Origin of the sequence: Xanthomonas bonasiae, assembly GCF_014836395.1 — a bacterium.
Lineage (GTDB): Bacteria > Pseudomonadota > Gammaproteobacteria > Xanthomonadales > Xanthomonadaceae > Xanthomonas_A > Xanthomonas_A bonasiae.
The window spans coordinates 225,797-247,556 of the sequence record NZ_JACSQX010000010.1 but is presented as its reverse complement, the minus strand read 5'-3'; the positions used below and the strand labels follow the sequence as shown (position 1 = coordinate 247,556).

Genomic DNA, 21,760 nt, shown 5'->3' with positions numbered 1-21,760 from the left:
CTACCGCTCGCCGGTCGAGTTCGAGAAGATGGTTGTTGTTCCCTAATTAACCTGTCCGAGAAATCGGGGGTGGCTCAGGTTCACTTACAGCCAGAAGTGAACCTGACCCCGTTATTCCGGCTCACTCCCTTTGCTCGCGCACTGACGCTCGCTGCATCCCAGGGCCGGCCCCGCACCACGAGGCCAGCCCTCTCCGGCGACGCACCCCTGCCGCATCCCGCCCATGCCGAGATCAATGCAGCCGTCCGCTTCCCGCAGACGGTGCGTCCCACTCCACCGCGTAGGCCGCCCGCTCCTCGCGTACGCCGGTGGACGTGGGTTCGCGCAGCGGCTGGCGCTCGATCTGCAGCAGCAGCGCCCGCATCGCGTTCGCTGCCTCGCAGAGCGTGTCGCCCGCCGCTGGCAATGCCTGGCCGGCACGCGCGGTGGCATCGCCGGCCGCCACCACCCGGGCATGGGCCGAGACGGTCTCGGCCAGCAGGGTGAGCCGGTCGAGCTGCGCCAGCGTGACGCGGAAGGCGCCGCCGCCCACGTCCGGCGCCACGGCGACGGTGGCAGCGGGCCGGGCGCCGTGCGTCGTGTCGGTCCGCTGCGCAGGATAGGACAGCGCGTCCAGCACCAGCTCCACCTGGTCGGCCAACAGCTCCAGACAGACCGCCAGCTCGCCCATGCGCACTTTGGGCTCGGCGGCACGCTCCTCGTCCGGCGTGCGCGGCTGCGCCAGCCGGACAAGGAACCTCGCGTGATCGCGCAGCTTCGCCAGCCGGAACTGGCTCTCCTCCGGCAGGAAATAGCCGGGCATGTCTTCATCGTCCAAACGGTCGTACGCCATCGTGCCTCCTCGTTCCATGAAGGGGTCCGTCCACCACGCGTGGCGGACGGGAAGTCGGGAGGTTCGAAACCGCTAGTAGCCGGCGGGTGTATTTCCCCGAAGGGTGTTGTATTAGCCGCCCTCCCGACGTAGGCATCGCGTCGGCGGATCGGTCATCGGTAGCAGCGTCGGGCAGTGCGGCAGCAGCGCTCTGACTTGACGCAAGATTGGATAGCAAGCTAAATAACATCGGGAAGACACGATAAGGTATTGGTAGGCACGGGAGCTCACTTTCGTGGGCAAGTGCGGCAGGCATTCGCCGCATTTTTTTGTGAGATTGCGCGCAGCACTTGCCGGAATAGCTGCGACTAGTGCGCCAAAAGTGGAATGCGCCGCCCATTTGTCTAATACACTTTCTTTTGTATTTGATATGCTCCGAAGCTCAGGGGGATCATTCAAAAGGAGTTGTAGATGAGCAGCACATTTCGCAGCGGCAGATATGGCTATTTACCAAGCATTTGTTGGGTTTTATTTCTGGGGTGCTTGGCAGCCTGTACATGCACGACAAGTGCTTTTGCGCAACAAGATCTGCGGACAAAAGGCCCAACGCCGGTAACCGATAATGGATGGAAAGAGATACAGCCCGTGCTGCAGGCGGAGCTTCAGGAATTTGTAGATAGCCAAAAAAGAATACCCGGACAGTCCTCAAAAATAGACGTAAGGGTTGCTTATAATCGGGCCGAAAATAAAATTATCATCGATTTGGGTGATGGTTATATACCAAAAGGGATGAAGGTTTTTTCTGACAAATTAGGTGATGCGCTTGACGAAGTGAGTCGAAAGGGGCATAGCCTCGTCAGTGGCATCCTTGATGTTGAGCTTGTGACATTGCGATTTAATGGGAAAAGCATCAGTGAGATTTTCCCGGAAGATTTTCCGGCAAGCCAGAATTCTAAAAAAAAAGTAACTAAGGCGGCGACCGCAATTTCGCCACCCGTGGTCATCAATCCTGGCCACGGGATTTATTATCATCACGGGTATAACGACTGGCGATTTCAAAGGGATACTTTCTTTGGCGTGCTGGAGGACACTACCACGTCCACTTACGCCCAGGCGCTTTCTACTTACCTTCTAGCGCGCAACTCATCTGTTGTTAAAGAGGTCAAATATACCCGCAGCATGGACTATATGAGCGTAGATAGCGAAAGCAACTACACCATGTACAAGATGGCCTCTAGGTACTACCTTAAAGGGCTTTATCCAAATGAAGGCCCTACGATGTGGAACCTTTTCCCAAATGGCACTGGCGACCCCGAGAGATATAACCTTCGAGAGCAGGATGATGATATCGCGGCTCGGCCCCTATACGCGAATTTCATTAACGCTTCAACCCTTCTTTCGATCCATACCAATGCCAGTAGTGACGCCACTGTGCGTGGCACCACGGTCTGGGTGCAACCTGATGTGCCTGTAAGTGCGCAGCTAGGAAATAGAGTCCTTTGCTATATGAAGGAGCAGATCCACTCCGTGCCTGGCTATGAGAATTTCGAGGTAGCCCCCCTTGTTGGCGAACTGAACAAAGGAGAGAATAGAAGGGCGAAAATGCCCGCCATTATTGTGGAGGTGGCTTATCATACAAATGCCGACGACGCAGCGGCACTTTTGGATAGCAATTTTAAGCAAGCAGCAATGCGCGGTGTGGAAAAGGGGTTTCGGAAGCAGGATCAACCTTGTACACCCTTTGCGATCACTTCAATACCAACAGTTACTTCGCAATTTAATAAGACATTTTACACTCCTGTCGTATATGCCGGATTCCCGACATTTCCTCTTACGAGCAAGACTATACTTGATTCATGCACCACTGGATGGGACTGCAGTCCAGTAACAAGGATTTTGTATGCGGACTCGGGCAATAATACAATTAACATTGACAGGAAGTGTACGACATACGATGCGAATCCTGCGCCGGCTACATTCAGCGGCAGAACAACAATCACTGACGGCGATGGTGTTGTCACGGCCGCATTTAATCACACTTATACTTGCAGCAAGGCCGCGCCCTGATGACATTATGTAAGGCGTCAACATTGCGTCTTAATTGTGAATAAATATAGTGGAGCCTCTTTTGTGACGCCACGGTAGAATATTCTCAGTGGCGTACTCGATAAAGACGAGACCGGCACGAACGAACGTCCGCATGTCATTCCCCAGAAGATCCACAAGTTCGATCAGAAGATCCTGGGCGTACTTGCTTGCCAATTCAACTGGATTGCTTCCCACGTCCAGCAGGAAGAACGGAATCAGGTTCACCTACCCCGTTACTCGTCGCATGCCCCCCGCTTAGTGCCTCAGGCGCCTCACTTCCTTTGCTCGCGCACTGACGCTCGCTGCGTCCCAGGGCCGGCCCCGCAACACGAGGCCAGCCCTCTCCGACGACGCATCCCTGCCGCATCCCACCCATGCCGCGATCAATGCAGCCGCCCGCTTCCCGCAGGCGGCGCGTCCCACTCCACCGCGTAGACCGCCCGCTCCTCGCGTACGCCGGTGGACGTGGGTGCGTGCAGCGGCTGGCGCTCGATCTGCAGCAGCAGCGCCCGCATCGCGTTCGCTGCCTCGCAGAGCTTGTCGCCCACCACTGGCAATGCCTCGCCGGCAAGCGCGGTGGCATCGCCGGCCGCCATCACCCGGGCATGGGCCGAGACGGTCTCGGCCAGCAGGGTGAGTTGGTCGAGTTGCGCCAGCGTGACGCGGAAGGCGCCGCCGCCCACGTCCGGCGCCACCGCGACGGTGGCAGCGGGCCGGGCGCCGTGCGTCGTGTCGGTCCGCTGCGCAGGATAGGACAGTGCGTCCAGCACCAGCTCCACCTGGTCGGCCAACAGCTCCAGACAGACCGCCAGCTCGCCCATGCGCACCTTGGGCTCGGCGGCACGTTCCTCGTCCGGCGTGCGCGGCTGCGCCAGCCGGACCAGGAACCGCACGTGATCGCGCAGCTTCGCCAGCCGGAACTGGCTCTCCTCCGGCAGGAAATAGCCGGGCATGTCTTCATCGTCCAAACGGTCGTACGACATCGTTGCCTCCTCGTTCCATGAAGGGGTCCGCCCGCCACGCATGGCGGACGGGAAGTCGGGAGGTTCGAAACCGCAGAGAGCCGGCGGGCGTATTTCCCCGAAGGGTGTTGTATTAGCCGCCCTCCCGACGCAGGCATCGCGTCGGCTTGCGCCCGAGCAACAGGCACAAAAAACCCACCGGTTTGTCGGAGGTGGGTACCGCTCTCTGAGGAGTTTCGACGCTCCTTGCTTAAGAGCTTGCCTCTGGAACAGAAGGGTTGTCAACCACTAAAACGGCATTGCCGAGGGCAGCTTTGACTTGCCATCTCCAGGCGCCAAGTTGGTAACCTGGTGCGTAGCGAGGATGACCATGACCCATGCTGTTTTTACTGCATCAGAAAGTTCCGCATACGACGACAGGATCGAGGAGCGCTACCACTTTCCTTCAACCTATCTTCGTGTAGTCGAGGCGGCGATTGGCGATCTGATCATCTACTACGAACCTAGGCGGACTTCCGGTGCGAACAGTGCGACCGGACGCAGCGCGTATTTTGCTTGCGCACGCGTGCTCTCCGTCGATCCAGACCAGATGCGCCAAGGTCACTACTATGCCCGCTTAGGAGAGTTCATCGAATTTGATCGCGCGGTCCCGTTCTCCCAGAACGGTCATTACTACGAATCCACGCTGAAGAAGGATGACGGATCAACAAACAAGGGCGCGTTCGGACGGTCCGTACGCAGCATTAGTCCCGAGGAATTCGATGTGATCATCAGGTTAGGCATGTCCACGCCTCTAGAGGCATGGGAGCCTCAGGACGCTGCGATCGATTCGACAAGGGACCGGATCAGTGAGGGCGAGGTACCTCTCTATGCAGAAAGAAGTGTTGTTCAGCGGCTGACAAACAGGGCGTTCCGAGACGTGGCATTTCGTAGACATGTCAGGAGTGCGTACGAGAACACCTGCTCGGTTACCGGCTTGAGGCTCATTAATGGGGGCGGAAGGCCAGAAGTACAGGCAGCGCACATTTGCCCGGTCGAAGCGAACGGCCCAGACACGGTGCGTAACGGCATCGCGCTCACGGGAACCGCCCATTGGTTATTCGACCGTGGCTTGATTTCGATTTCGCCAGACTATGAAATCCTCGTCTCGCCACACGGAGTTCCAGATGAACTCGACAGGCTGATCGTCACAGATCGTCGCCTTATCCTTCCTAAAATTTCAAATCTGCGCCCGCATCAAACCTATCTAGAATGGCACAGGCAAAATCGCTTCAAGCATTAGGATATTGGCGGTCCATTTATTTTTCGCTTCTTTTGAAATCTTTGGGCACCGCTTGAGACTTCTCGGTCTCCAAGCCCCAACCACTCTGCAGCAAGGCTCGCATCTTTCAGCCGATCGCCCCTGATCAAGCATGCGATTGCGCCGATGGCAGCAAGCGCGACGTACACCCACGCGACAACGGCGAACTGCTGCGCAAATTTTCCAGCCACAATCCAATAAGCCAGGAAAAGTCCAGGGCAACCAAGAAAGAAATACCCCACATTGAGCATCAGCACCTTGCGCTTGCGAGTGCGTGCATTGATGTGCTTTTGGTTACGCCAACGTACTTGCGATGTCGCCACGTCGAAAATGAAAAATTCCCAGCCGTCCGAGACGTCAAGCAATGCCCTGCCAGGATTCGGACCAACCATGAGCTTGCGGATCAAACTGGTCGGTAGGTATTGACCAAATAGGTGACGAATGCTAACGCATAGCCAAAGGTCGCTGCGTGTATCGATGTCCTTGAAGGCGTCAAGGAAGTCTTTCCGATCTGCGCTTCGCGCGCGGAGCAAGCCAAATCCGCCCTTCACAAGAATGCTTCCGAGCACAATGATGATCATCGGAACGGCTAGCGGTAAACCACCCACTTGCAATAGTTGTTTGATTACTGCATCCATTCCTTCGCGACTCCCATCAATGATCCAATGATAGCGGCTAATGTACGAAACTGGCTCTCGGCGTGAGCAGGAGAATGAAAGGGTACGCCGGTAATTGATACCCGCCAGTACCCGCGATTGGACGACCACGTGCGCGACATGCGGCTGGACATCTCAGCGCACGTTCTGTCATTGCCTAAAAGGATGGATCTCCAAGGACACACCTGTTTGGATGACGCCAAAACAGGGGCGGATTGCACTACTCCTGATTGACTGAGAAAAAAAATACACTCTGACCCCATTTCTTCTGAACCCATTTCTTGCCATCAGCGCGAGCTTGGCCGCCATGTCGAAGCTACTGCCAACCGCGCAGGCTGACCGCCAAAGGCCAGAACGCCTAGAGAAGAAGATAGCCCCTGACCCTATTTACTGAAAATTAAGGCCCCATCTCTGCTTCCACCTTCTAGTAATTTACTCTTCTGGATCTGTCGGTAGAGCATAATTTTTTATGTCTTTAATGGCTTCTAAAAGCTTAATTGCAGCATGAGCATCCAATTTGTCATCCACGTATCTGACTTCGTAAAGGCCCTGAAGATTGGAAGGCAGCTTTACACCGTCACGTACTAAAAGAATGAAACGTCGCCCATAGAAGGCCATAGCAGCCCCAATCTCTATCAACACATTTGGATTGAGCACTACATGCGCTTCGCCATCTTGCGCTGTAATCGTCCTGTCTGCATCAACGTGAATGATCGCAGCCCCACAAGAGCGCATATCATCCATAACCTTTTCTGGCACCGGCTTAGACACAGACTGCCTGTCAACCGATATTACCGGAGTCATCTCACCGTACTCCAGCATTTTCCTAATCGGCTCGACGAGTTCACGGTTCTTCCCATGTGTGATAAAGACCCGACGTCTACGAGCGTCATCAGCAATAGCGGTCGCCATCATGGACGAAGGACTCTTTCCAGACTCTAGGCCGTTATAGGGCGCATACTCCCTCTCAACGCGCTCAACAGATAGCTTTTCGTTGAATGGAATATCTTCCAAAATTTCTTGCTCGGATGTACTTACGCTTGAAATAGTTTGCAGGGAAACAAAAGCCTTACCTTTAATCTCCTCGATAATACCTACACTTCGTGCACTAGACTCGATACGAGCAAGAACCTCCGAAGCCTTGATCCGCGGCACACCCATCTCTTCAAGAACATTTACGGCGATGTCTTCTCGCGGAAAACTATGGCCATCATAGGCTTCCAAGAACTCACGAAAAACCCTCGGTGTGAGGATGGCCTGGCGTCGAGCGCCCATTGGGGCATCTTCCGACTTTGGACGAAGAATCTTTTTCGCCAACTCACTAACGGTAATTGTAGCGGCCTGTGAACCACCATCTGTTAGGCCGAACGCGATCGCAGCACCACTCAATAGCTTAAGTTGAGATCCTTTAGGATCCACATTCAGAGCCTTTGCCAACTGAAGAGGAGATACGGGTTTACCTGCATAGTGTTCAAGGATAGCCGCAGGTACGCGAAGCGCTTCATCAAGCGAAGCAGCCGGAACGTCCGCTTGTTTTAGATATTGTCGCTTCTCTGGTGATTCATGGACAGCGTTCCGGGACCGTACTTGACTCACCCTTTTGATAGCCTTCTTCGCCACCTTCGCACTCGCAGTTCGGCTTCGCGGGATCTTCTTTGCCATGGCGCTTCCTTTATGGACTTAGATTTATAGAGATTGAAGCATTTTCCTGCGTGGTACAACGGGGCGCCACGATGGAATCGAACCAGAGTGAGAGAATCGCCTGCGAACTCTCAGAATACTAATCCTGCGCCCAGGATATAATCGCCTCAAATGGAGTTAATTCAGAATTAAAATTCGCCGCGAGTATATGTGCAGAACTCTGCAATCGCTCTTCACGATGTCCGCAGCAGATCTGCTCTGCTTCTATTTGAGAGACTCCTGAGTCCATAGCCAATCTACCTATGCACGCCCATACCGAATCCTCGCCCAAGTGTCCATGTGAATTCCATCGACCACTGGTTTCACCTGCACGAATTTGCTCGACTTCAACGGTAACACGCTCAAAAACTTCGTTGAAACGACGGCATGTTGAAGCATCCACACCTCTTCGCGTAAGTGCATCTGCGAACTCCAGCGAAAATGAGAACCGTCCGTTCCATTCTAAATGCATCGGCGTAAGCAACCTATCTAGTCGGTCAATCAACTGAACGCGCCGGCAAGTTACAGAATAAGCAAATGCAAAATCGATTATTTTTCCAAAATTGCTATAAGCCAAATCAATAGTTGTAGGATTTATACATGTCGCATATTTCTTTTTTAGAAAATCACAACAAACACCAGGGTCAAAAAAATAATTCTCTATTGAATGCCCTCGCGTTAAAAATATATTTTCCCCAATATCTCCATTGTTATTTTCCGCATAAGTGTCCGTACAAAAAAAATCCCATTCTCGATCAAGCAGTCCTTTCGCCTTTCCCTCTAACTTATTCAAGAGACTAGTCACGATCGAAACTTTCTCGCGCGCGCCTTTACCAGCTAATGCGGCGTCTTGCACGAGGTCCACTGAATCAACTCGTACACGCCCCCCAACAGCGGAGCCCATTATTGGCTCAAGGAAAATACGCTGAAGTACAAGCCGGTCACTTTTTCCTTCAACGATCAAAGTTTTACTGGACCTAGCCTGGATAGCAATTCTATACCCCCCCAAAGAATACGAACTCACATCGACTCCTCGGAAAGATCATCTTCAAGAAGCACGTCGTCGCCAAAAAGATAATCTTGCGACCATTCCGGCTCAAAGAATTGGATGGAATCTGGATTATCCGCACCTACCTCAGGCGAGTGAGTACAAGCAATAACTTGACGCCCTCCAGCTTGCCTGGCGACTTCCATTATAATATCGCGCTGCCAATCGACATGGAGAGACAATTCCGGCTCGTCCACCAGAAACAACCCCTGCCCATGACTCATTCGGCTCGCGCAGAATATCATGGTCAAGACCTGTCTTTCACCAGATGAAAGCGAGCTCAACCTGAGCTTCCGCCCCCCAGAAAGTCTAATGAATGGACCGAAATAACGCTGCTCTTTTTGTGCGCCACTTATTTCGAGCTCTTTTCCGTCAAGAAATTTGTTTACGGACTGCTCAAATTCTTCAATCTTTGAAAACAGCCTATCCTGTTCGTCTGATCGATGCTTTAATAGCTCAGCGTAAAGTGCAAGCACTCTATTGGTGGTTTCTGGGCTTGTGTCTCCTTCTTGATAGAGGCGCCGCACAGCTGTGAGAATATGGCTGTAGATCTCCTCGTCCCCTCCATCAACCTTTGATGTAATTTTACCGACAGAAATTGCTACCTCGCGAAGTAGCTCAGGCGTTGTTCGAGTTGTCGTGACCGGATGAACAGAAGCTAATGCATCAAAAACCCTTGTAAAAGACGCAGAGAATACCTTTTGTTCAACTGACGCCATTTGCAACTGAGCCTGTCGGAACTCCAAGCTTAGCCTCTGATCCACATCAGAAAGTGAGGGATATCTAATAATTGGGACAAAATCACCAAACCATTGCCTACATTGCAGTGTTTTAGCTGCGGTCGCATGATGCTGCTCATCTCTGCGCGGGTATCCAATTGAATTGGCTCCGCGCGCCCGCGCCAGCTCATACTCATTTTTCACTATCTGCTCATATTCAATCTTTGCATCATTTTGAGGCGCATAGCGATATGGATTAGTAGTGCGCTCTAGAATGGATCGAAATGCAGGTAGATAAACTGGTCTCGGCCCTAAGATCCCGTCCAACACTCGTGAAACCTGGGCGCTTATTTTATCAGTGGTCTTAGAAAATTCCGCAACCACCTCTTCATTTATCTGCAATTGAATTTTTCGATTTCCAGCATCAACCTGGCTATCGAGCGAAACAATATACCCTTCAGAAAAATTAATAAATATGGCATTGAACTGCAGATGCAGAAATCTTGAGAAATCCCTCTCTAACACGTTTGCCAACACGTGAAGAATCGTCGTCTTGCCTCGACCATTCTTTCCATAAATTATGTTCAGACCTTCGTCGAACGACAGGTGCACATCAAATTGATCGTGTAATCCCAGTATATATATACTTTCAACACTATATTTTGCCATCCCCAAACCCGTCCTTGTATAGATCCGCCTGAACAGACTAGTACCAAATAGAAAAACGCCTTACTCACCAGTTTGGCGCAATATCAAAATTTGCATTTTCTATCTTGGAATTGATTCTATACTGCCTGATCGCCGAGCCGCCTTCCCGGCCATCCTACTTTCCTATGTCAGCGCTGCGATCAAGACATGCGCGAAGTATTGCCCATCGAAAGATAGAGCTCCAGATTCGTGCACTTGTCGGGCGACTGGAACTCTCAGTATCTGGACCTTCAGTAACAATCAGCATCTTCATCAACCCTGCTAATTCTTCCGGCCAGCAGCTGACAATTCCCCTTCAAGCCGCCACATCCACATACTCCACCTGACTCGAAGGCAGCGGAATCACTTCCCCATCCTCACGCATCCCCGCTAGATGCAGCTCGATCGCTTCACGGATCAGGCCTTCCACCTCCGCGGTCGTCGCCCCCGTCGCCACACACCCAGGCAGATCCGGCACGTACGCGGAGTAGTTGTTGCCCGCTTGCTCGATGACGACGGCGTAGCGCATGGCGATTACCTCTTCAGGCCGGCTTGCTTCAGGATGCTGTTCAGGGTGCCGGGAGCCACATCATCGCTCGGCTTGCCGGCCACTGTCACGCGGCCTGGGTAGACAGGATGCTTGAACTGGCGGTGGCTGCCGGTCTGGCTGACTTGCTGCCAGCCTGCGTCCCTGAGTTGTTGCAGCACGTCGCGGATTTTCGGGGGCATGTTCGCGGTCCTTGCGAATGCGGGCCGGCCAGGGGAAGAGCGCCCTCTTCCGCTGCGGCCCCCTCTCCCGCGTGGCGGGAGAGGGGTAGAGCGTTATTGCCTGGTGGGTCGTTTAGACGCCAACCGGATTCGACTTCTCCGGATCGATCTTGTACTGCTTGATCGCCCGAGCCACATCCTTGCCCGTCATCTTCCCGTCCTTCGCCAGCGCCGCAATCGCGGCATGCGCGATGTAGTACCGGTCCACTTCGAAGAAGCGGCGCAGGTTGGCGCGGGTGTCGGAGCGGCCGAAACCATCCGTACCCAGCACGGTGTAATGCGTCGGCACGAAGGCACGGATCTGATCGGCAAAAGCGCGCACGTAGTCCGTAGCGGCGATCACCGGCCCCTGACGCCCTTCCAGCAGCTGGGTGACGTACGGCTTGCGCTGCTCGCCTTCCGGATGCAGCCGGTTCCAGCGCTCCGCATCGAACCCGTCGCGGCGCAGTTCGTTGAAGCTGGGGCAGGACCAGATGTCGGCGGTGACGCCGAAGTCCTTGTCCAGCAGTTCGGCCGCGGCGATGGCTTCGCGCAGGATGGTCCCCGAGCCCAGCAGCTGCACGCGCAGTTCGCCCTTCTTGGGCTTGCCGGCGTCGGTCAGCAGGTACATGCCCTTGATGATGCCTTCTTCTGCACCGGCCGGCATTTCCGGGTGGGTGTAGTTTTCGTTCATCAGGGTGATGTAGTAGTACTCGTCCACCTGCTCCTGCATCATCCGCTTCATGCCGTACTGCATGACCACGGTGACTTCGAAACCGAAGGTGGGGTCGTAGCTGCGCACGTTGGGGATGGAGCCGGCGATGACCTGGCTGAAGCCGTCTTCGTGCTGCAGGCCTTCACCGTTCAGCGTGGTGCGGCCGGCGGTGCCGCCGAGCAGGAAGCCGCGGGTGCGCATGTCCGCCGCCTGCCAGGCGATGTCGCCCACGCGCTGGAAGCCGAACATGGAGTAGTAGATGTAGAACGGCAGCATCGGCACGTTGCTGACCGAGTAGCTGGTGCCGGCAGCCAGCCACGAGGAGATGGCGCCCGGCTCGCTGATGCCCTGCTGCAGCACCTGGCCGGACTGGTCCTCGCGGTAGAACATCAGCTGGTCGGCGTCCACCGGCTTGTACTTCTGGCCGAACGGGGCGTAGATGCCGATCTGGCGGAACATGCCTTCCATGCCGAAGGTGCGCGCTTCGTCGGCCACGATGGGCACGATGCGCGGGCCCAGGTCCTTGTCGCGCAGGGCGATGTTGAGGCTCTGCACGAAGGCCATGGTGGTGGAGTAGCTGCGCTCGCCGCTGGACTTGAGCAGGCGGTCGTACTTGTCCAGGCCGGGCACGACGAAGGACTGGTCGGCCTTGCGGCGGCGCTGCGGCAGGTAACCGCCGAGCGCGGCGCGGCGTTCCTGCAGGTACTGCACTTCCGGCGAGTCCGGGCCGGGGTGGTAGAACGGCACCTGCTCGGCGTCGGCCAGCTGCTTGTCGCTGAGCGGGATGTTGAAGCGGTCGCGGAACGCGCGCACGGCGTCGTCGTCCAGCTTCTTGGTCTGGTGGGTGGGGTTGAGCGATTCGCCCGAGGAACCCATGCCGTAGCCCTTGACGGTCTTGGCCAGGATCACGGTGGGCATGCCCTTGGTGTTCACCGCCTGGTGGTAGGCGGCGTAGACCTTGTGCGGATCGTGGCCGCCGCGGTTCAGGCGCCAGATGTCGTCGTCGGACAGGCCGGCGACCATGGCCGCGGTCTCCGGGTATTTGCCGAAGAAGTTGGCGCGGGTGTAGGCGCCGCCGAAGGCCTTGCAGTTCTGGTATTCGCCGTCGACGGTTTCCATCATCAGCTTGCGCAGCACGCCGTCGGTGTCGCGCGCCAGCAGCGCGTCCCAGTAGCCGCCCCACAGCAGCTTGATGACGTTCCAGCCGCCGCCGCGGAACACGCCTTCCAGCTCCTGGATGATCTTGCCGTTGCCGCGCACCGGGCCGTCCAGGCGCTGCAGGTTGCAGTTCACCACGAAGATCAGGTTATCCAGGCCTTCGCGGCCGGCCAGGGCGATGGCGCCCAGGGTTTCCGGCTCGTCGCTCTCGCCGTCGCCGATGAAGCACCACACCTTGCGGTCGGACTTCTCGATCAGGCCGCGGTGCTCCAGGTACTTCATGAACTGCGCCTGGTAGATGGCGCTGAGCGGGCCCAGGCCCATCGACACGGTGGGGGTCTGCCAGAAATCCGGCATCAGCCACGGGTGCGGGTAGGAGGAGATGCCCTGGCCGTCCACTTCCATGCGGAAATGGTCGAGTTGGGTCTCGTTGATGCGGCCTTCCAGGAAGGCGCGGGCGTAGATGCCCGGGGCGCTGTGGCCCTGGATGTAGAGCAGGTCGCCGGGGTGCTTGTCGGACGGGGCGCGCCAGAAGTGGTTGAAGCCCACGTCGTACAGGGTGGCGGCCGAGGCGAAGGAGGCGATGTGGCCGCCCAGGTCGCCGGGCTTGCGGTTGGCGCGGACCACGGTGGCCATGGCGTTCCAGCGGATGATCGAGCGGATCTTCCACTCGATGGCCGCATCGCCCGGGCTCTTGGCCTCGTTGGCGGGCGCAATGGTGTTGACGTACTCGGTGGTGGGCGAGAACGGCAGGTAGGCGCCGGAACGACGGGTCAGTTCGACCATGTCCTCCAGCAGCTGATGCGCGCGTTCGGGGCCCGCGACATCGATGACGGCCTTGAGCGATTCGATCCACTCCTGGGTCTCAGTCGGGTTCGGATCGTTCTGCAGCACCTCGTTCAACCAGTTCATAGCGCTCCCGTAGGTCGCACGCACGCGCGCGATTGCATGTGTTTTTCGAAGCCTCCAAGTGTAGCGCAACCGCCCCGCCGGACCTCGTACGCCAGCGTATGGAACGGACTGTCACATTGGCCCGGGACAGCGCGCGACACCCGGCGCGCGGCGGGGCGCGGCTGCGCTTATGATCGGGGCCGACTCCCGCGGAGCGCCGCCATGACCGCCCTCTCGTCAGTGCAGGACGCTTCAGCGGTCGCCTGGCGGCACAGCCTGCGCACCCGGCTGATGCTGTGGGGCAGCCTGATCCAGGTGGCGCTGCTGCTGGGCCTGGCGGTGCTGTTCTACCTGGGCGCGCGCCAGGTGGTGGTGCGCAATGCGCGCGAGGAGGTGGCCGGGCTGGCGCAGCAGACCGCGCGCAGCCTGGATGCCACGCTGGGGTCGGTGCAGGTGAGCGGGCGCACGCTGGCCGCCGGCGCCTCGGCGGTCGGGCGCCAGCCGTTCAACCTGCGCAGCCTGCTGCACGCCACCCTGGAGGGCGACCCGGACATCGCCGGGGCGCTGCTGGTGATCGAGCCGGGCACGCTGAAGGGCGACGACCGCGGCTTCGCCTGGCACCTGCGGCGCGCCAACGGCCGCGTGACCGAACAGCCGGCCGATGCGCTGGGCTACGACTACCGGACCATGCCCTGGTACCGGCGCACGCTGGCAGCGCAAGCGCCGTGGTGGTCCGAGCCGTACAGCGACGCCTCCACCGGCGGCGACTACCTCACCACCTACAACCTGCCGCTGCGCCTGCCCGGCGACGGCGTGCAGGCGCCTGCGATCGGCATGGTCAGCGTGGATGTGCCGCTGAAACGGCTGCAGGCGATCGTCGGCGAGCTGCCGGCCAATGCCGGGCTGCAGCCGATGCTGCTGTCGCCGGACGGGCTGTTCGTGCTGCATCCGGACCCGGCGCTGCGTTTCCACCGCACCCTGGAGGCGCATGTGGCGCGCGCGCGGCCGGACCTGTCGCCGCTGGCCGCGGCGGTGGCCGCGCACGCACCGGTGCGCTTTTCCCACACCGCGCCCGACGGCGAGCGCTACCTGACCCAGAGCGCGGCGGTCGGCGATACCGGCTGGACCTTCGCACTGACCGTGTCCGAGGGCTACATCGTGGCCGGGCTCAACCGCATCGCGCTGTGGGTGGGGCTGGGCGGCGGCAGCGCGCTGCTGCTGTGGCTGTGGCTGCTGCACCGCTACACCGCGCGGCTGGCGCGGCCGATCGAGGACCTGACCAATTCGGCGGGGCATTTCAGCCAGGGCGAGTTCGACTATCCGCTGCGGCATGTGGAGCGGCAGGACGAGGTGGGGGTGATGGCGCGCGCCTTCGACAGCGCGCGCGGTTCGATCAAGCGCCAGCTGGCGGAGATCGCCACGCTGGCGCAGGCACGGCAGCGCATGCAGAGCGAGCTTTCGATCGCGCGCGACATCCAGCAGGCGATGCTGCCGGACGGGCGCACCTTCGACAGCGCGCACAAGCACCTGGAGACCTATGCGTTGCTGGAGCCGGCGACGATGGTCGGCGGCGATTTCTACCAGTTCTTCGAGACCGAGCCGGGGCTGCTGTGGTTCGTGGTCGGCGACGTGTCCGACAAGGGCGTGCCGGCGGCGCTGTTCATGGCGCGGGCGATGACCGTGCTGGAAGTGGCCGCGCGCCGCCACAACCGGCCCGACGCGATCCTGATCGCGGCCTCGCAGCGCATGGTCGAAGGCAACGAGACCTGCATGTTCGCCACCGTGCTGTGCGGCCTGATCGACGTGCACAGCGGCGACTACTGGCTGTCCAGCGCCGGCCACGAACCGCCGGTGCTGCTCGGCGCCGACGGCCACGCGCAGTTGCTGGCGGTGGAATCGGGGCCGCCGCTGGGGATCGAGCCGCAGACCCGCTACCCGGTGGTGCGCGGGCGCCTGGCCGCCGGCGCCACGCTGCTGAGCTATACCGACGGCATCACCGAGGCGATGGACGCGCACCAGCAGGCCTACGGCGCCGAGCGCTTGCTGGCCGCGCTGCAGCCGGGCATCGACGCGCAGGCGCAGTGCGCGCGGGTGCTGGCCGCGGTGCATGCGTTCACCGCGGCCGCACCGCAGTCCGACGACATTACCTTGCTGGCGATCCGCTTGCGCCAGGATCCGACGCGGGAGGGAAGCACATGAAATTGAGGCTGCAGATGGTGCCGGCGCTGGACACGCTGGCGCAGCTGAGCGACACGCTGGAGGCCGCGCTGCTGCGCCACGGCGTGGTCCTGGACCACGTGAACCGGGCGCGGCTGATCGTGGAGGAACTGGCCTGCAACACGCTCGAGCACGGCCATCTGGCCAGCGAACAGCCGCCGGTGGAAGTGATGTTGCAGGTCGACAGCGGCGCGCTGGTGCTGGAATTCCACGACAGCGGCCCGGCCTTCGACCTGCGCACCGCACCGCCACCGGACCTGGACGCGGACATCGCCGAACGCCCGATCGGCGGCCTCGGCCTGCACCTGGTGCGGCAACTCGCCGACCACATCGACTACCGCCACGACGCCGGCCGCAACGTCGTGCGCATCACCTTGCTGCAACCCTTCGACCCCGCCCCCCAGGAGTTCCCCGCATGACCACGTTGAGCCTGCAGATCGACCCCACCCAGGACAGGCGCCAGCGCATCACCCTCAGCGGGCGCCTGGACACGCATACCTACCAGGCGCTGGACGAGGCATTGGCGCCGCTGCTGGCCACGCAGATCACCACGCTGGTGCTGGACCTGTCGCACCTGGACTACATCAGCAGCGCCGGCATCCGCTCGATCTTCAAGGCGCGCAAGGTGCTGGCCACCCGCGACGGCCGCGTGCTGGTGGTCAACCCGCAGCCGCAGATCCGCAAGGTGTTCGACGTGGTCAAGGCAGTGCCGTTGAACGAGATCTTCACCTCGGTGCAGGAGCTGGACGACTACCTGGACGAGATGCAGCGGCGGGTGCTCGAGGAGGGCGAGGGCGGCTGAGCTGGGTTCGTCGCGGCTGAAGCCGCTCCTACAGGGAAGCGTGCGGATCGCCGGCGCGCTGCATTGTGGGAGGGACTTCGGTCCCGACAGCGTCCGGAGTCCGAGCGCCTGACGACGCCGTTGGTCGCGGCTGAAGCCGCTCCTACAAAAAAGCGCGCGACTGTCGAACGTGCGCGACCAACCCGACCGGCGCACTGTAGGAGGGGCTTCAGCCCCGACAGACAGGCCCCGAAGCCGACCACCGACCGATCCCGCGTCGCGACTGAAGTCGCTCCTACAGGGAAGCGTACAGATCGCCGGCGCGCCGCATTGTGGGAGGGACTTCGGTCCCGACAGCGTCCGGAGCCGGAGCGCCTGATGACGCCGTTGGTCGCGGCTGAAGCCGCTCCTACAAAAAAGCGCGCGACCGTCGAAAGTGCACGACCAACCCGACCGGCGCACTGTAGGAGGGGCTTCAGCCCCGACAGGCAGGCCCCGAAGCCGATCACCGACCGATCCCGCGTCGCGACTGAAGTCGCTCCCACAACGATGCCGCACAGCGCGTCGCGGACTACCCGCAGGGCGGGCCTTGTCTTCCGGTGCCACTTCCGGCCCCCGCTTTTTGTGGGGGCGACTTCTTCTGTGGGAGCGACTTCAGTCGCGACGCGACCAACCAAGCCGCGCCCCGCACACCACACGCCGCGCAACACCAAAGCGCCAGCCACCTGCCCGGCCGCGCCGCTGAACGATCCCCCACCCCACCTGCACAGCCCCCGCCCTCACGGCCTTGCCCACCACCCAGATTCGATATATCTTTTCGCAAAACTTAGACATATCGAAACGATGCCCCGCCCGACCGACCCCAGCCACCGCCACCCGCGCCGCCTGTTCGACGAGGACAGCCCCGGCCGCGGCCCACATGGCCGCGGCGGCGGCCGCGGCAGCCGCCCGCTCGGCCATGGCGACCTGCGCCTGCTGCTGCTGGCGATGATCGAAACCCAGCCGCGCCACGGCTACGAGCTGATCCGCGCGGTCGCCGATCTGTTCCATGGGCTGTACACGCCCAGCGCCGGCACCGTCTATCCGACCCTGGCGCAGCTGGAGGCACAGGGCCTGGTGCAGGCCGATGAAGGCGCCGCGCGCAAGCGCTACGCGATCACCGCCGATGGCCTGGCCTTCGTGCAGGCGCAGCGCGCGCAGCTGGACGCGGCGGTGGAACGCACCCACCACAGCGCCCGCGCGCTGGTCCGCGCCAATGTGCCGGCACCGGTGCGCGAGGCGATGCGCCGGATCAAGCATGGCCTGCTGGCCCGGCACGGCCGCTGGACCGAGGCGGAGATCGAACGCGTCGCGCAGCTGCTCGCCCAAGCCGCCGATGGCATGGAACGCGATGGCGATGCTTGAGCGCTGCCCGCACGCCGTTGCCACCCCTCCTTCTTCTGCGCAGGCGCAACGCGCCGCTCCCCCTTTCCCCAAGGACCTTTTCGCATGAACACCCATGAAAACCGCCTGCTGCGCCATCCGCTGCGGATCCGCCACCTGCAGGTGTTGCGTACCCAACCGCTGACCCCGCACATGCGCCGCATCGTGGTCGGCGGCCCAGAGCTGGACGGCTTCGTCAGCGCCGGACCCGACGATCACGTCAAGCTGTTCTTCCCCAACGCCGACGGCGCATTCGTGCTGCCGACGATGACCGACAGCGGCCCGGTCTACCCGGCCGATGCCGCGCCCTCGCCGGCGCGCGACTACACCCCGCGCCACTACGACGCCGCGACGCAGGAACTGACCCTGGATTTCGTGCTGCACGGCGATGGCCCGGCCTGCCGCTGGGCGGCGCGGGCCAACCCGGGCGACCCGCTGGTGGTCGGCGGCCCGCGTGGCTCATTCGTCGCCGCCGACGACTACGACACCTACGTGCTGATCGGCGACGAGACCGCGCTGCCGGCGATCGGCCGCTGGCTGGAGGAGTTGCCGGCCGGCGCGCAGGTGGAGGCGCTGATCGAGATCCCCGGCTTCGCCGACCGGCAGACGTTGCCGTCGCGCGCGCAGGTGCGCATCACCTGGCTGGAACGCAATGGCGTGCCCGTGCTCGGCAGCCAGTTGCTGGAAGACGCGCTGCGCGATTTCGAAGTGCCGGACGGCGACGCGTTCTACTGGATCGCCTGCGAATCGGCACGCGCGCGGATGATGCGCAAGTTCGTCGAAGGCCGGCTCAACGTGCCGAAGGAATGGATCCGGGCGACGGGGTATTGGAAGTCCGGGCGCGAGGACGAGGCGTAGGCCTGTGCGCTTGCGCGCTCGATCGATGTGGATGCGGGTGGTTTTCGTGCGTCGGGATTGAAGTCCCTTCCACAGAAAACATGATTGCTGGCCTGCCACTGTAGGAGCGGCTTCGGCCGCGACGCTTCTTTGGTTCGATCGATCCGAACGTTTCCTTCTCCTGTCGCGGCTGAAGCCGCTCCTACATAAGGGCTGGGCGGTGCGGAGGCTGTGGTGTCATGCGTCGGGACTGAAGTCCCTCCTACAAAAAGCATGACTGCTTCCCACAAAAGGCATGGTTCCTACCCACTAAGGCATGCCCCCCCACAAAAAGGCATGACCCCTTGTGGGAGGGACTTCAGTCCCGACTGCAGCCAACCGACAACGCCCACGGCTGCGCATCGCCGCAGAATCCCGCCAGCGGCCGCCGGCATCTCCATCCACGCCAGCGCAAACGAAAACGCCCACCAAGCGGTGGGCGTTTTCATCGAAAGCGGCAGCCTGGTTCAGGCCGCCGCCATCAGCGCAACACGCAGGCTTACTTCGCGTCCTGCAGCGCCTCGGTGGTGATGCGGATCTTGACCTCGTCGCTGACGTTCGGCACGTACGCGCCCAGGCCGAAGTCGCTGCGCTTGATCGTGGTGCTGGCATCGAAGCCCAGCGCCGGCACCTTCTTCATCGGATGCGGACCGGCACCGTTGAGCGTCACCGCCAGCACTACCGGCTTGGTGATGCCCTTGATGGTCAGGTCGCCCGTCACGCTCAGCTTGTTGGTGCCGGCGGCGGCGACCTTGGTGCTCTTGAAGGTGGCGGTCGGGAACTTGGCGGCGTCGAAGAAGTCGCCGCTCTTCAGGTGCTCGTCGAACTTGGCGGTGAAGCTGTTGAGGCCCGACAGCGGCAGGGTCACCTGGACGCTGGACTTGCCCACGTTCTCGGCGTTGTAGACCAGGGTGCCGTCGACGTCGCCGAAATGCGCGCTGGGGTTGGAGAAGCCGAAGTGGCTCCACTGCACCAGCACGTCGGTGTGCGACGGGTCGAGCTTGTAGGTGCCGGTGGTGCCCTTGATCGCGGTGGCGGCCGCGGCGGCCGGCGCGGCGAAGGCGGTGCTGACGGGCTGGGCGACGACGACGGCCAGCGCCAGGGCGAGCGGAAGCAGCAGGGTGCGGGTCTTGTTCATGGGCGGAGCTCCTGGAGAAATCGGTGGTTGGGAAACTGCGGCAAGCGCAGGGACAGCGGTGTGAGGGTGCAGCGGAACGAGCCGGCTTACTCGATGCGTGCCGCCTCGTCGAAACTCAGCCGCGGCAGGCGCGGGAACAGACCGGCGGGATCGCCGTAGCCCAGGTTGACCAGGAAATTAGACTTGATCGCGGTGCCGGCGAAGAAGGCCGCATCGACCTTGGCGTTGTCGAAGCCGGACATCGGGCCGGCGTCCAGGCCCAGCGAACGCGCGGCCAGGATCAGGTAGGCGCCCTGCAGCGTGCCGTTGCGGAACGCCGACTCGCTGCGTCCTTCGCGCGGGCCGTCGAACCAGCTCTTGGCGTCGGCGTGCGGGAACAGGTACGGCAGCTTCTCGTGGAAATCCTCGTCGTGGGCGACGATGACCGTCACCGGCGCGGCCAGGGTCTTGGCCAGGTTGCCTTCGGACAGCGCCGGCTTGAGCTTCTCCTTGCCCGCGGCCGAGGTCACGAACACGAACCGCGCCGGGCTGCCGTTGGCCGCGGTCGGGCCCCACTTCAGCAGCTCGTACAGGGCGCGCAGGGTGTCTTCGCCGACGGGCGTATCGCGGAAGGCATTCTGGGTGCGGGCGGTACGGAACAGTTGATCCAGGGCGGCATCGTGCAGAACGTCGGACATGCGGAAGTACCTTTTGTCGTCGGGGGAAGGCCGATGCCCCGGTGGTGGGCGGTTTCGGCGCAAGGCGGCCAGTGTAGAGTGGCACGATAGCCGCAACACCCAGCCGCAATGCAACGGATTACTACCAAACGTGAAACGATCGGGCGCGCCCTGGGCGATTAGCGACGGCCGCGCCGGCAACGCACGCCAGGCGGAAGCGCTCGCCGCGGCGCTGGCTGGCGCCGCAATGCTGCCCGCCCCGGCGTTGGTGCTGCAACCGCACATGCCCTGGCGCTGGCTGGCGCCGCGGCGGCTGCCCGCCGCCGCGCAGGCCTATGGCCGCGCCTTCGCCGCGTTGCTGCGGCAACCGCCGGCGCTGGCGATCGGCTGCGGCCGCCAGGCGGCGCTGGCGACGCGGCTGCTGCGCGCGCGCGGCAGCGCCGTGGTGCAGGTGCTGGATCCGCGCCTGTCGCCGCGGCACTGGGACGTGGTGGTGGTGCCCGAACACGATCGCCTGCGCGGCGACAACGTGCTCTCCCTGCTCGGCAGCCTGCACCCGATCGACGATGCCTGGCTGGCCGCCGCGCGCGCGGCGTTTCCGCAGTTCGGCGCGCTGCCGTCGCCGCGCACCGCGGTGCTGGTCGGCGGCCCCGCCGCGCTGGCGCCGTGGACGGTGGAGGCGGCGGCGTCGGTGTTCGCACACTTGGCGACGCAGCTGCGCGACAGCGGCGGCAGCGTGCTCGCCAGCACCTCGCGACGCACGCCACCGGCAGTGGCCGCCGCGCTGCGCAACGCGTTCACCGGTGTGCCGGGCGTGGTCTGGTGCGGCGAAGACGCTGGCGCGAATCCCTACGCCGGCCTGCTGGGCTGGGCCGAGCGCATCGTGTGCACGCCCGATTCGGTGAACCTGCTGTCGGAAGCCTGCGCCACCCGGGTGCCGGTGGCGGTGGCGATGCCGACATTGGCGCGCGGTCGCGCACGCGACTTCCATGCGGCGCTGCGCGCGCGTGGCCGCCTCGCCGATGCACCGGACGGGCATGGCGCCGATGCGAGCACGATCGAACCGCTGCGCGAAACCGCGCGCATCGCCATGCGCATCCGCGAGCGCCTGCAACTGGATTGAAGCAAAGCCGCCTGTAGGCAATGCCTGCGCTAACGCAACGGGGCCGCAGGCGCGCCAGCATTGGCGCACCTGCGGCCCCGTCGTT

The 21,760-nt window shown here is 61.2% G+C and carries 20 protein-coding genes; 8 read left to right on the top strand and 12 right to left on the bottom strand.

The window, feature by feature from the left end; all coding sequences use genetic code 11:
• Window positions 1–232: 232 nt before the first annotated feature.
• The gene (locus H9658_RS17430) at window positions 233–832 is read right to left on the bottom strand and encodes an XAC0095 family protein (RefSeq protein WP_191826307.1); all 600 of its coding nucleotides are present in this window, start codon (window positions 830–832) and stop codon (window positions 233–235) included.
• A 450-nt stretch (window positions 833–1,282) separates the two neighbouring features.
• Here H9658_RS17430 and H9658_RS17425 point away from each other — a divergent pair, with 450 nt between their 5' ends.
• Window positions 1,283–2,878 carry an N-acetylmuramoyl-L-alanine amidase gene (locus tag H9658_RS17425; RefSeq protein ID WP_191826306.1) on the top strand — a complete coding sequence of 532 codons (1,596 nt, stop codon included), beginning with the start codon at window positions 1,283–1,285 and terminating at the stop codon, window positions 2,876–2,878.
• Between the two features lie 30 nt (window positions 2,879–2,908).
• Here the strand turns inward: H9658_RS17425 and H9658_RS17420 are convergent, their stop codons facing one another.
• Window positions 2,909–3,124: a hypothetical protein gene (locus H9658_RS17420; RefSeq protein WP_191826305.1), complete on the bottom strand. Its 216-nt coding sequence runs from the start codon at window positions 3,122–3,124 to the stop codon at window positions 2,909–2,911.
• Window positions 3,125–3,282: 158 nt separating this feature from the next.
• Window positions 3,283–3,882 carry an XAC0095 family protein gene (locus H9658_RS17415; RefSeq protein WP_191826304.1) on the bottom strand — a complete coding sequence of 200 codons (600 nt, stop codon included), beginning with the start codon at window positions 3,880–3,882 and terminating at the stop codon, window positions 3,283–3,285.
• 349 nt (window positions 3,883–4,231) lie between these two features.
• On the opposite strand from H9658_RS17415, the gene H9658_RS17410 reads away from it, so the two are divergent.
• The gene (locus H9658_RS17410) at window positions 4,232–5,143 is read left to right on the top strand and encodes an HNH endonuclease (RefSeq protein WP_191826303.1); all 912 of its coding nucleotides are present in this window, start codon (window positions 4,232–4,234) and stop codon (window positions 5,141–5,143) included.
• Here the strand turns inward: H9658_RS17410 and H9658_RS17405 are convergent.
• From H9658_RS17405 to aceE, 7 genes are all read right to left on the bottom strand, one after another.
• Window positions 5,140–5,799 carry a hypothetical protein gene (locus H9658_RS17405; RefSeq protein WP_191826302.1) on the bottom strand — a complete coding sequence of 220 codons (660 nt, stop codon included), beginning with the start codon at window positions 5,797–5,799 and terminating at the stop codon, window positions 5,140–5,142. The two genes, H9658_RS17410 and H9658_RS17405, sit on opposite strands and share 4 nt — an antisense overlap.
• Window positions 5,800–6,249: 450 nt before the next feature.
• Window positions 6,250–7,479, bottom strand: a complete 1,230-nt coding sequence (locus H9658_RS17400; RefSeq protein ID WP_191826301.1) for a TIR domain-containing protein — start codon at window positions 7,477–7,479, stop codon at window positions 6,250–6,252.
• 118 nt (window positions 7,480–7,597) lie between these two features.
• Window positions 7,598–8,521 (bottom strand): DUF4435 domain-containing protein, encoded by a 924-nt coding sequence (locus tag H9658_RS17395; protein WP_191826300.1) that lies wholly within the window; start codon window positions 8,519–8,521, stop codon window positions 7,598–7,600.
• A complete protein-coding gene (locus tag H9658_RS17390) occupies window positions 8,518–9,933 on the bottom strand; it encodes an AAA family ATPase (protein WP_191826299.1) in 1,416 nt (471 codons plus the stop codon). Before H9658_RS17390 ends, H9658_RS17395 begins: the two co-directional genes overlap by 4 nt.
• 334 nt (window positions 9,934–10,267) lie before the next feature.
• Window positions 10,268–10,480, bottom strand: a complete 213-nt coding sequence (locus H9658_RS17385; RefSeq protein ID WP_053841641.1) for a type II toxin-antitoxin system HicB family antitoxin — start codon at window positions 10,478–10,480, stop codon at window positions 10,268–10,270.
• Window positions 10,481–10,485: 5 nt separating this feature from the next.
• Entirely contained in the window at window positions 10,486–10,680 is a 195-nt protein-coding gene (locus H9658_RS17380) for a type II toxin-antitoxin system HicA family toxin (RefSeq protein WP_191826298.1), read from the bottom strand.
• 112 nt (window positions 10,681–10,792) lie between these two features.
• Window positions 10,793–13,483: a pyruvate dehydrogenase (acetyl-transferring), homodimeric type gene (gene aceE / locus H9658_RS17375; protein ID WP_191826297.1), complete on the bottom strand. Its 2,691-nt coding sequence runs from the start codon at window positions 13,481–13,483 to the stop codon at window positions 10,793–10,795.
• 201 nt (window positions 13,484–13,684) lie between these two features.
• Between aceE and H9658_RS17370 the strand changes: the two genes are divergently transcribed.
• From H9658_RS17370 to H9658_RS17350, 5 genes are all read left to right on the top strand, one after another.
• Window positions 13,685–15,661: a SpoIIE family protein phosphatase gene (locus tag H9658_RS17370; RefSeq protein ID WP_191826296.1), complete on the top strand. Its 1,977-nt coding sequence runs from the start codon at window positions 13,685–13,687 to the stop codon at window positions 15,659–15,661.
• Complete coding sequence (locus H9658_RS17365) at window positions 15,658–16,098, top strand: ATP-binding protein (RefSeq protein WP_191826295.1); 441 nt, start codon at window positions 15,658–15,660, stop codon at window positions 16,096–16,098. The genes H9658_RS17370 and H9658_RS17365 overlap by 4 nt, the downstream gene beginning before the upstream one ends.
• Window positions 16,095–16,481 carry an STAS domain-containing protein gene (locus tag H9658_RS17360; protein ID WP_179569021.1) on the top strand — a complete coding sequence of 129 codons (387 nt, stop codon included), beginning with the start codon at window positions 16,095–16,097 and terminating at the stop codon, window positions 16,479–16,481. The genes H9658_RS17365 and H9658_RS17360 overlap by 4 nt, the downstream gene beginning before the upstream one ends.
• 822 nt (window positions 16,482–17,303) lie before the next feature.
• Window positions 17,304–17,864 (top strand): PadR family transcriptional regulator, encoded by a 561-nt coding sequence (locus tag H9658_RS17355; protein ID WP_191826294.1) that lies wholly within the window; start codon window positions 17,304–17,306, stop codon window positions 17,862–17,864.
• Window positions 17,865–17,948: 84 nt separating this feature from the next.
• A complete protein-coding gene (locus H9658_RS17350; protein WP_191826293.1) occupies window positions 17,949–18,740 on the top strand; it encodes a siderophore-interacting protein in 792 nt (263 codons plus the stop codon).
• Between the two features lie 517 nt (window positions 18,741–19,257).
• Here H9658_RS17350 and H9658_RS17345 read toward each other — a convergent pair.
• Together H9658_RS17345 and H9658_RS17340 are read right to left on the bottom strand one after the other, a co-directional pair.
• Window positions 19,258–19,896: a YceI family protein gene (locus H9658_RS17345; RefSeq protein WP_179569027.1), complete on the bottom strand. Its 639-nt coding sequence runs from the start codon at window positions 19,894–19,896 to the stop codon at window positions 19,258–19,260.
• Between the two features lie 86 nt (window positions 19,897–19,982).
• On the bottom strand, window positions 19,983–20,573 hold the full coding sequence (locus H9658_RS17340; RefSeq protein ID WP_191826292.1) for a malonic semialdehyde reductase: 591 nt from the start codon (window positions 20,571–20,573) through the stop codon (window positions 19,983–19,985).
• A gap of 130 nt (window positions 20,574–20,703) precedes the next feature.
• Here H9658_RS17340 and H9658_RS17335 point away from each other — a divergent pair, with 130 nt between their 5' ends.
• Window positions 20,704–21,675 carry a mitochondrial fission ELM1 family protein gene (locus tag H9658_RS17335; protein WP_318241408.1) on the top strand — a complete coding sequence of 324 codons (972 nt, stop codon included), beginning with the start codon at window positions 20,704–20,706 and terminating at the stop codon, window positions 21,673–21,675.
• Window positions 21,676–21,760: the final 85 nt, after the last annotated feature.

Excerpts from the sequence above, each read along its gene's own strand:
- H9658_RS17355 (WP_191826294.1), top strand. The coding sequence starts at position 17,304 with ATGCCCCGCCCGACCGACCCCAGCCACCGCCACCCGCGCCGCCTGTTC.
- H9658_RS17345 (WP_179569027.1), bottom strand. The coding sequence starts at position 19,896 with ATGAACAAGACCCGCACCCTGCTGCTTCCGCTCGCCCTGGCGCTGGCC.
- H9658_RS17390 (WP_191826299.1), bottom strand. The coding sequence starts at position 9,933 with ATGGCAAAATATAGTGTTGAAAGTATATATATACTGGGATTACACGAT.
- H9658_RS17380 (WP_191826298.1), bottom strand. The coding sequence starts at position 10,680 with ATGCCCCCGAAAATCCGCGACGTGCTGCAACAACTCAGGGACGCAGGC.
- H9658_RS17410 (WP_191826303.1), top strand. The coding sequence starts at position 4,232 with ATGACCCATGCTGTTTTTACTGCATCAGAAAGTTCCGCATACGACGAC.
- H9658_RS17430 (WP_191826307.1), bottom strand. The coding sequence starts at position 832 with ATGGCGTACGACCGTTTGGACGATGAAGACATGCCCGGCTATTTCCTG.
- H9658_RS17425 (WP_191826306.1), top strand. The coding sequence starts at position 1,283 with ATGAGCAGCACATTTCGCAGCGGCAGATATGGCTATTTACCAAGCATT.
- H9658_RS17340 (WP_191826292.1), bottom strand. The coding sequence starts at position 20,573 with ATGTCCGACGTTCTGCACGATGCCGCCCTGGATCAACTGTTCCGTACC.
- H9658_RS17385 (WP_053841641.1), bottom strand. The coding sequence starts at position 10,480 with ATGCGCTACGCCGTCGTCATCGAGCAAGCGGGCAACAACTACTCCGCG.
- H9658_RS17360 (WP_179569021.1), top strand. The coding sequence starts at position 16,095 with ATGACCACGTTGAGCCTGCAGATCGACCCCACCCAGGACAGGCGCCAG.
- H9658_RS17370 (WP_191826296.1), top strand. The coding sequence starts at position 13,685 with ATGACCGCCCTCTCGTCAGTGCAGGACGCTTCAGCGGTCGCCTGGCGG.
- H9658_RS17415 (WP_191826304.1), bottom strand. The coding sequence starts at position 3,882 with ATGTCGTACGACCGTTTGGACGATGAAGACATGCCCGGCTATTTCCTG.
- H9658_RS17405 (WP_191826302.1), bottom strand. The coding sequence starts at position 5,799 with ATGGATGCAGTAATCAAACAACTATTGCAAGTGGGTGGTTTACCGCTA.
- H9658_RS17400 (WP_191826301.1), bottom strand. The coding sequence starts at position 7,479 with ATGGCAAAGAAGATCCCGCGAAGCCGAACTGCGAGTGCGAAGGTGGCG.
- aceE (WP_191826297.1), bottom strand. The coding sequence starts at position 13,483 with ATGAACTGGTTGAACGAGGTGCTGCAGAACGATCCGAACCCGACTGAG.
- H9658_RS17365 (WP_191826295.1), top strand. The coding sequence starts at position 15,658 with ATGAAATTGAGGCTGCAGATGGTGCCGGCGCTGGACACGCTGGCGCAG.
- H9658_RS17350 (WP_191826293.1), top strand. The coding sequence starts at position 17,949 with ATGAACACCCATGAAAACCGCCTGCTGCGCCATCCGCTGCGGATCCGC.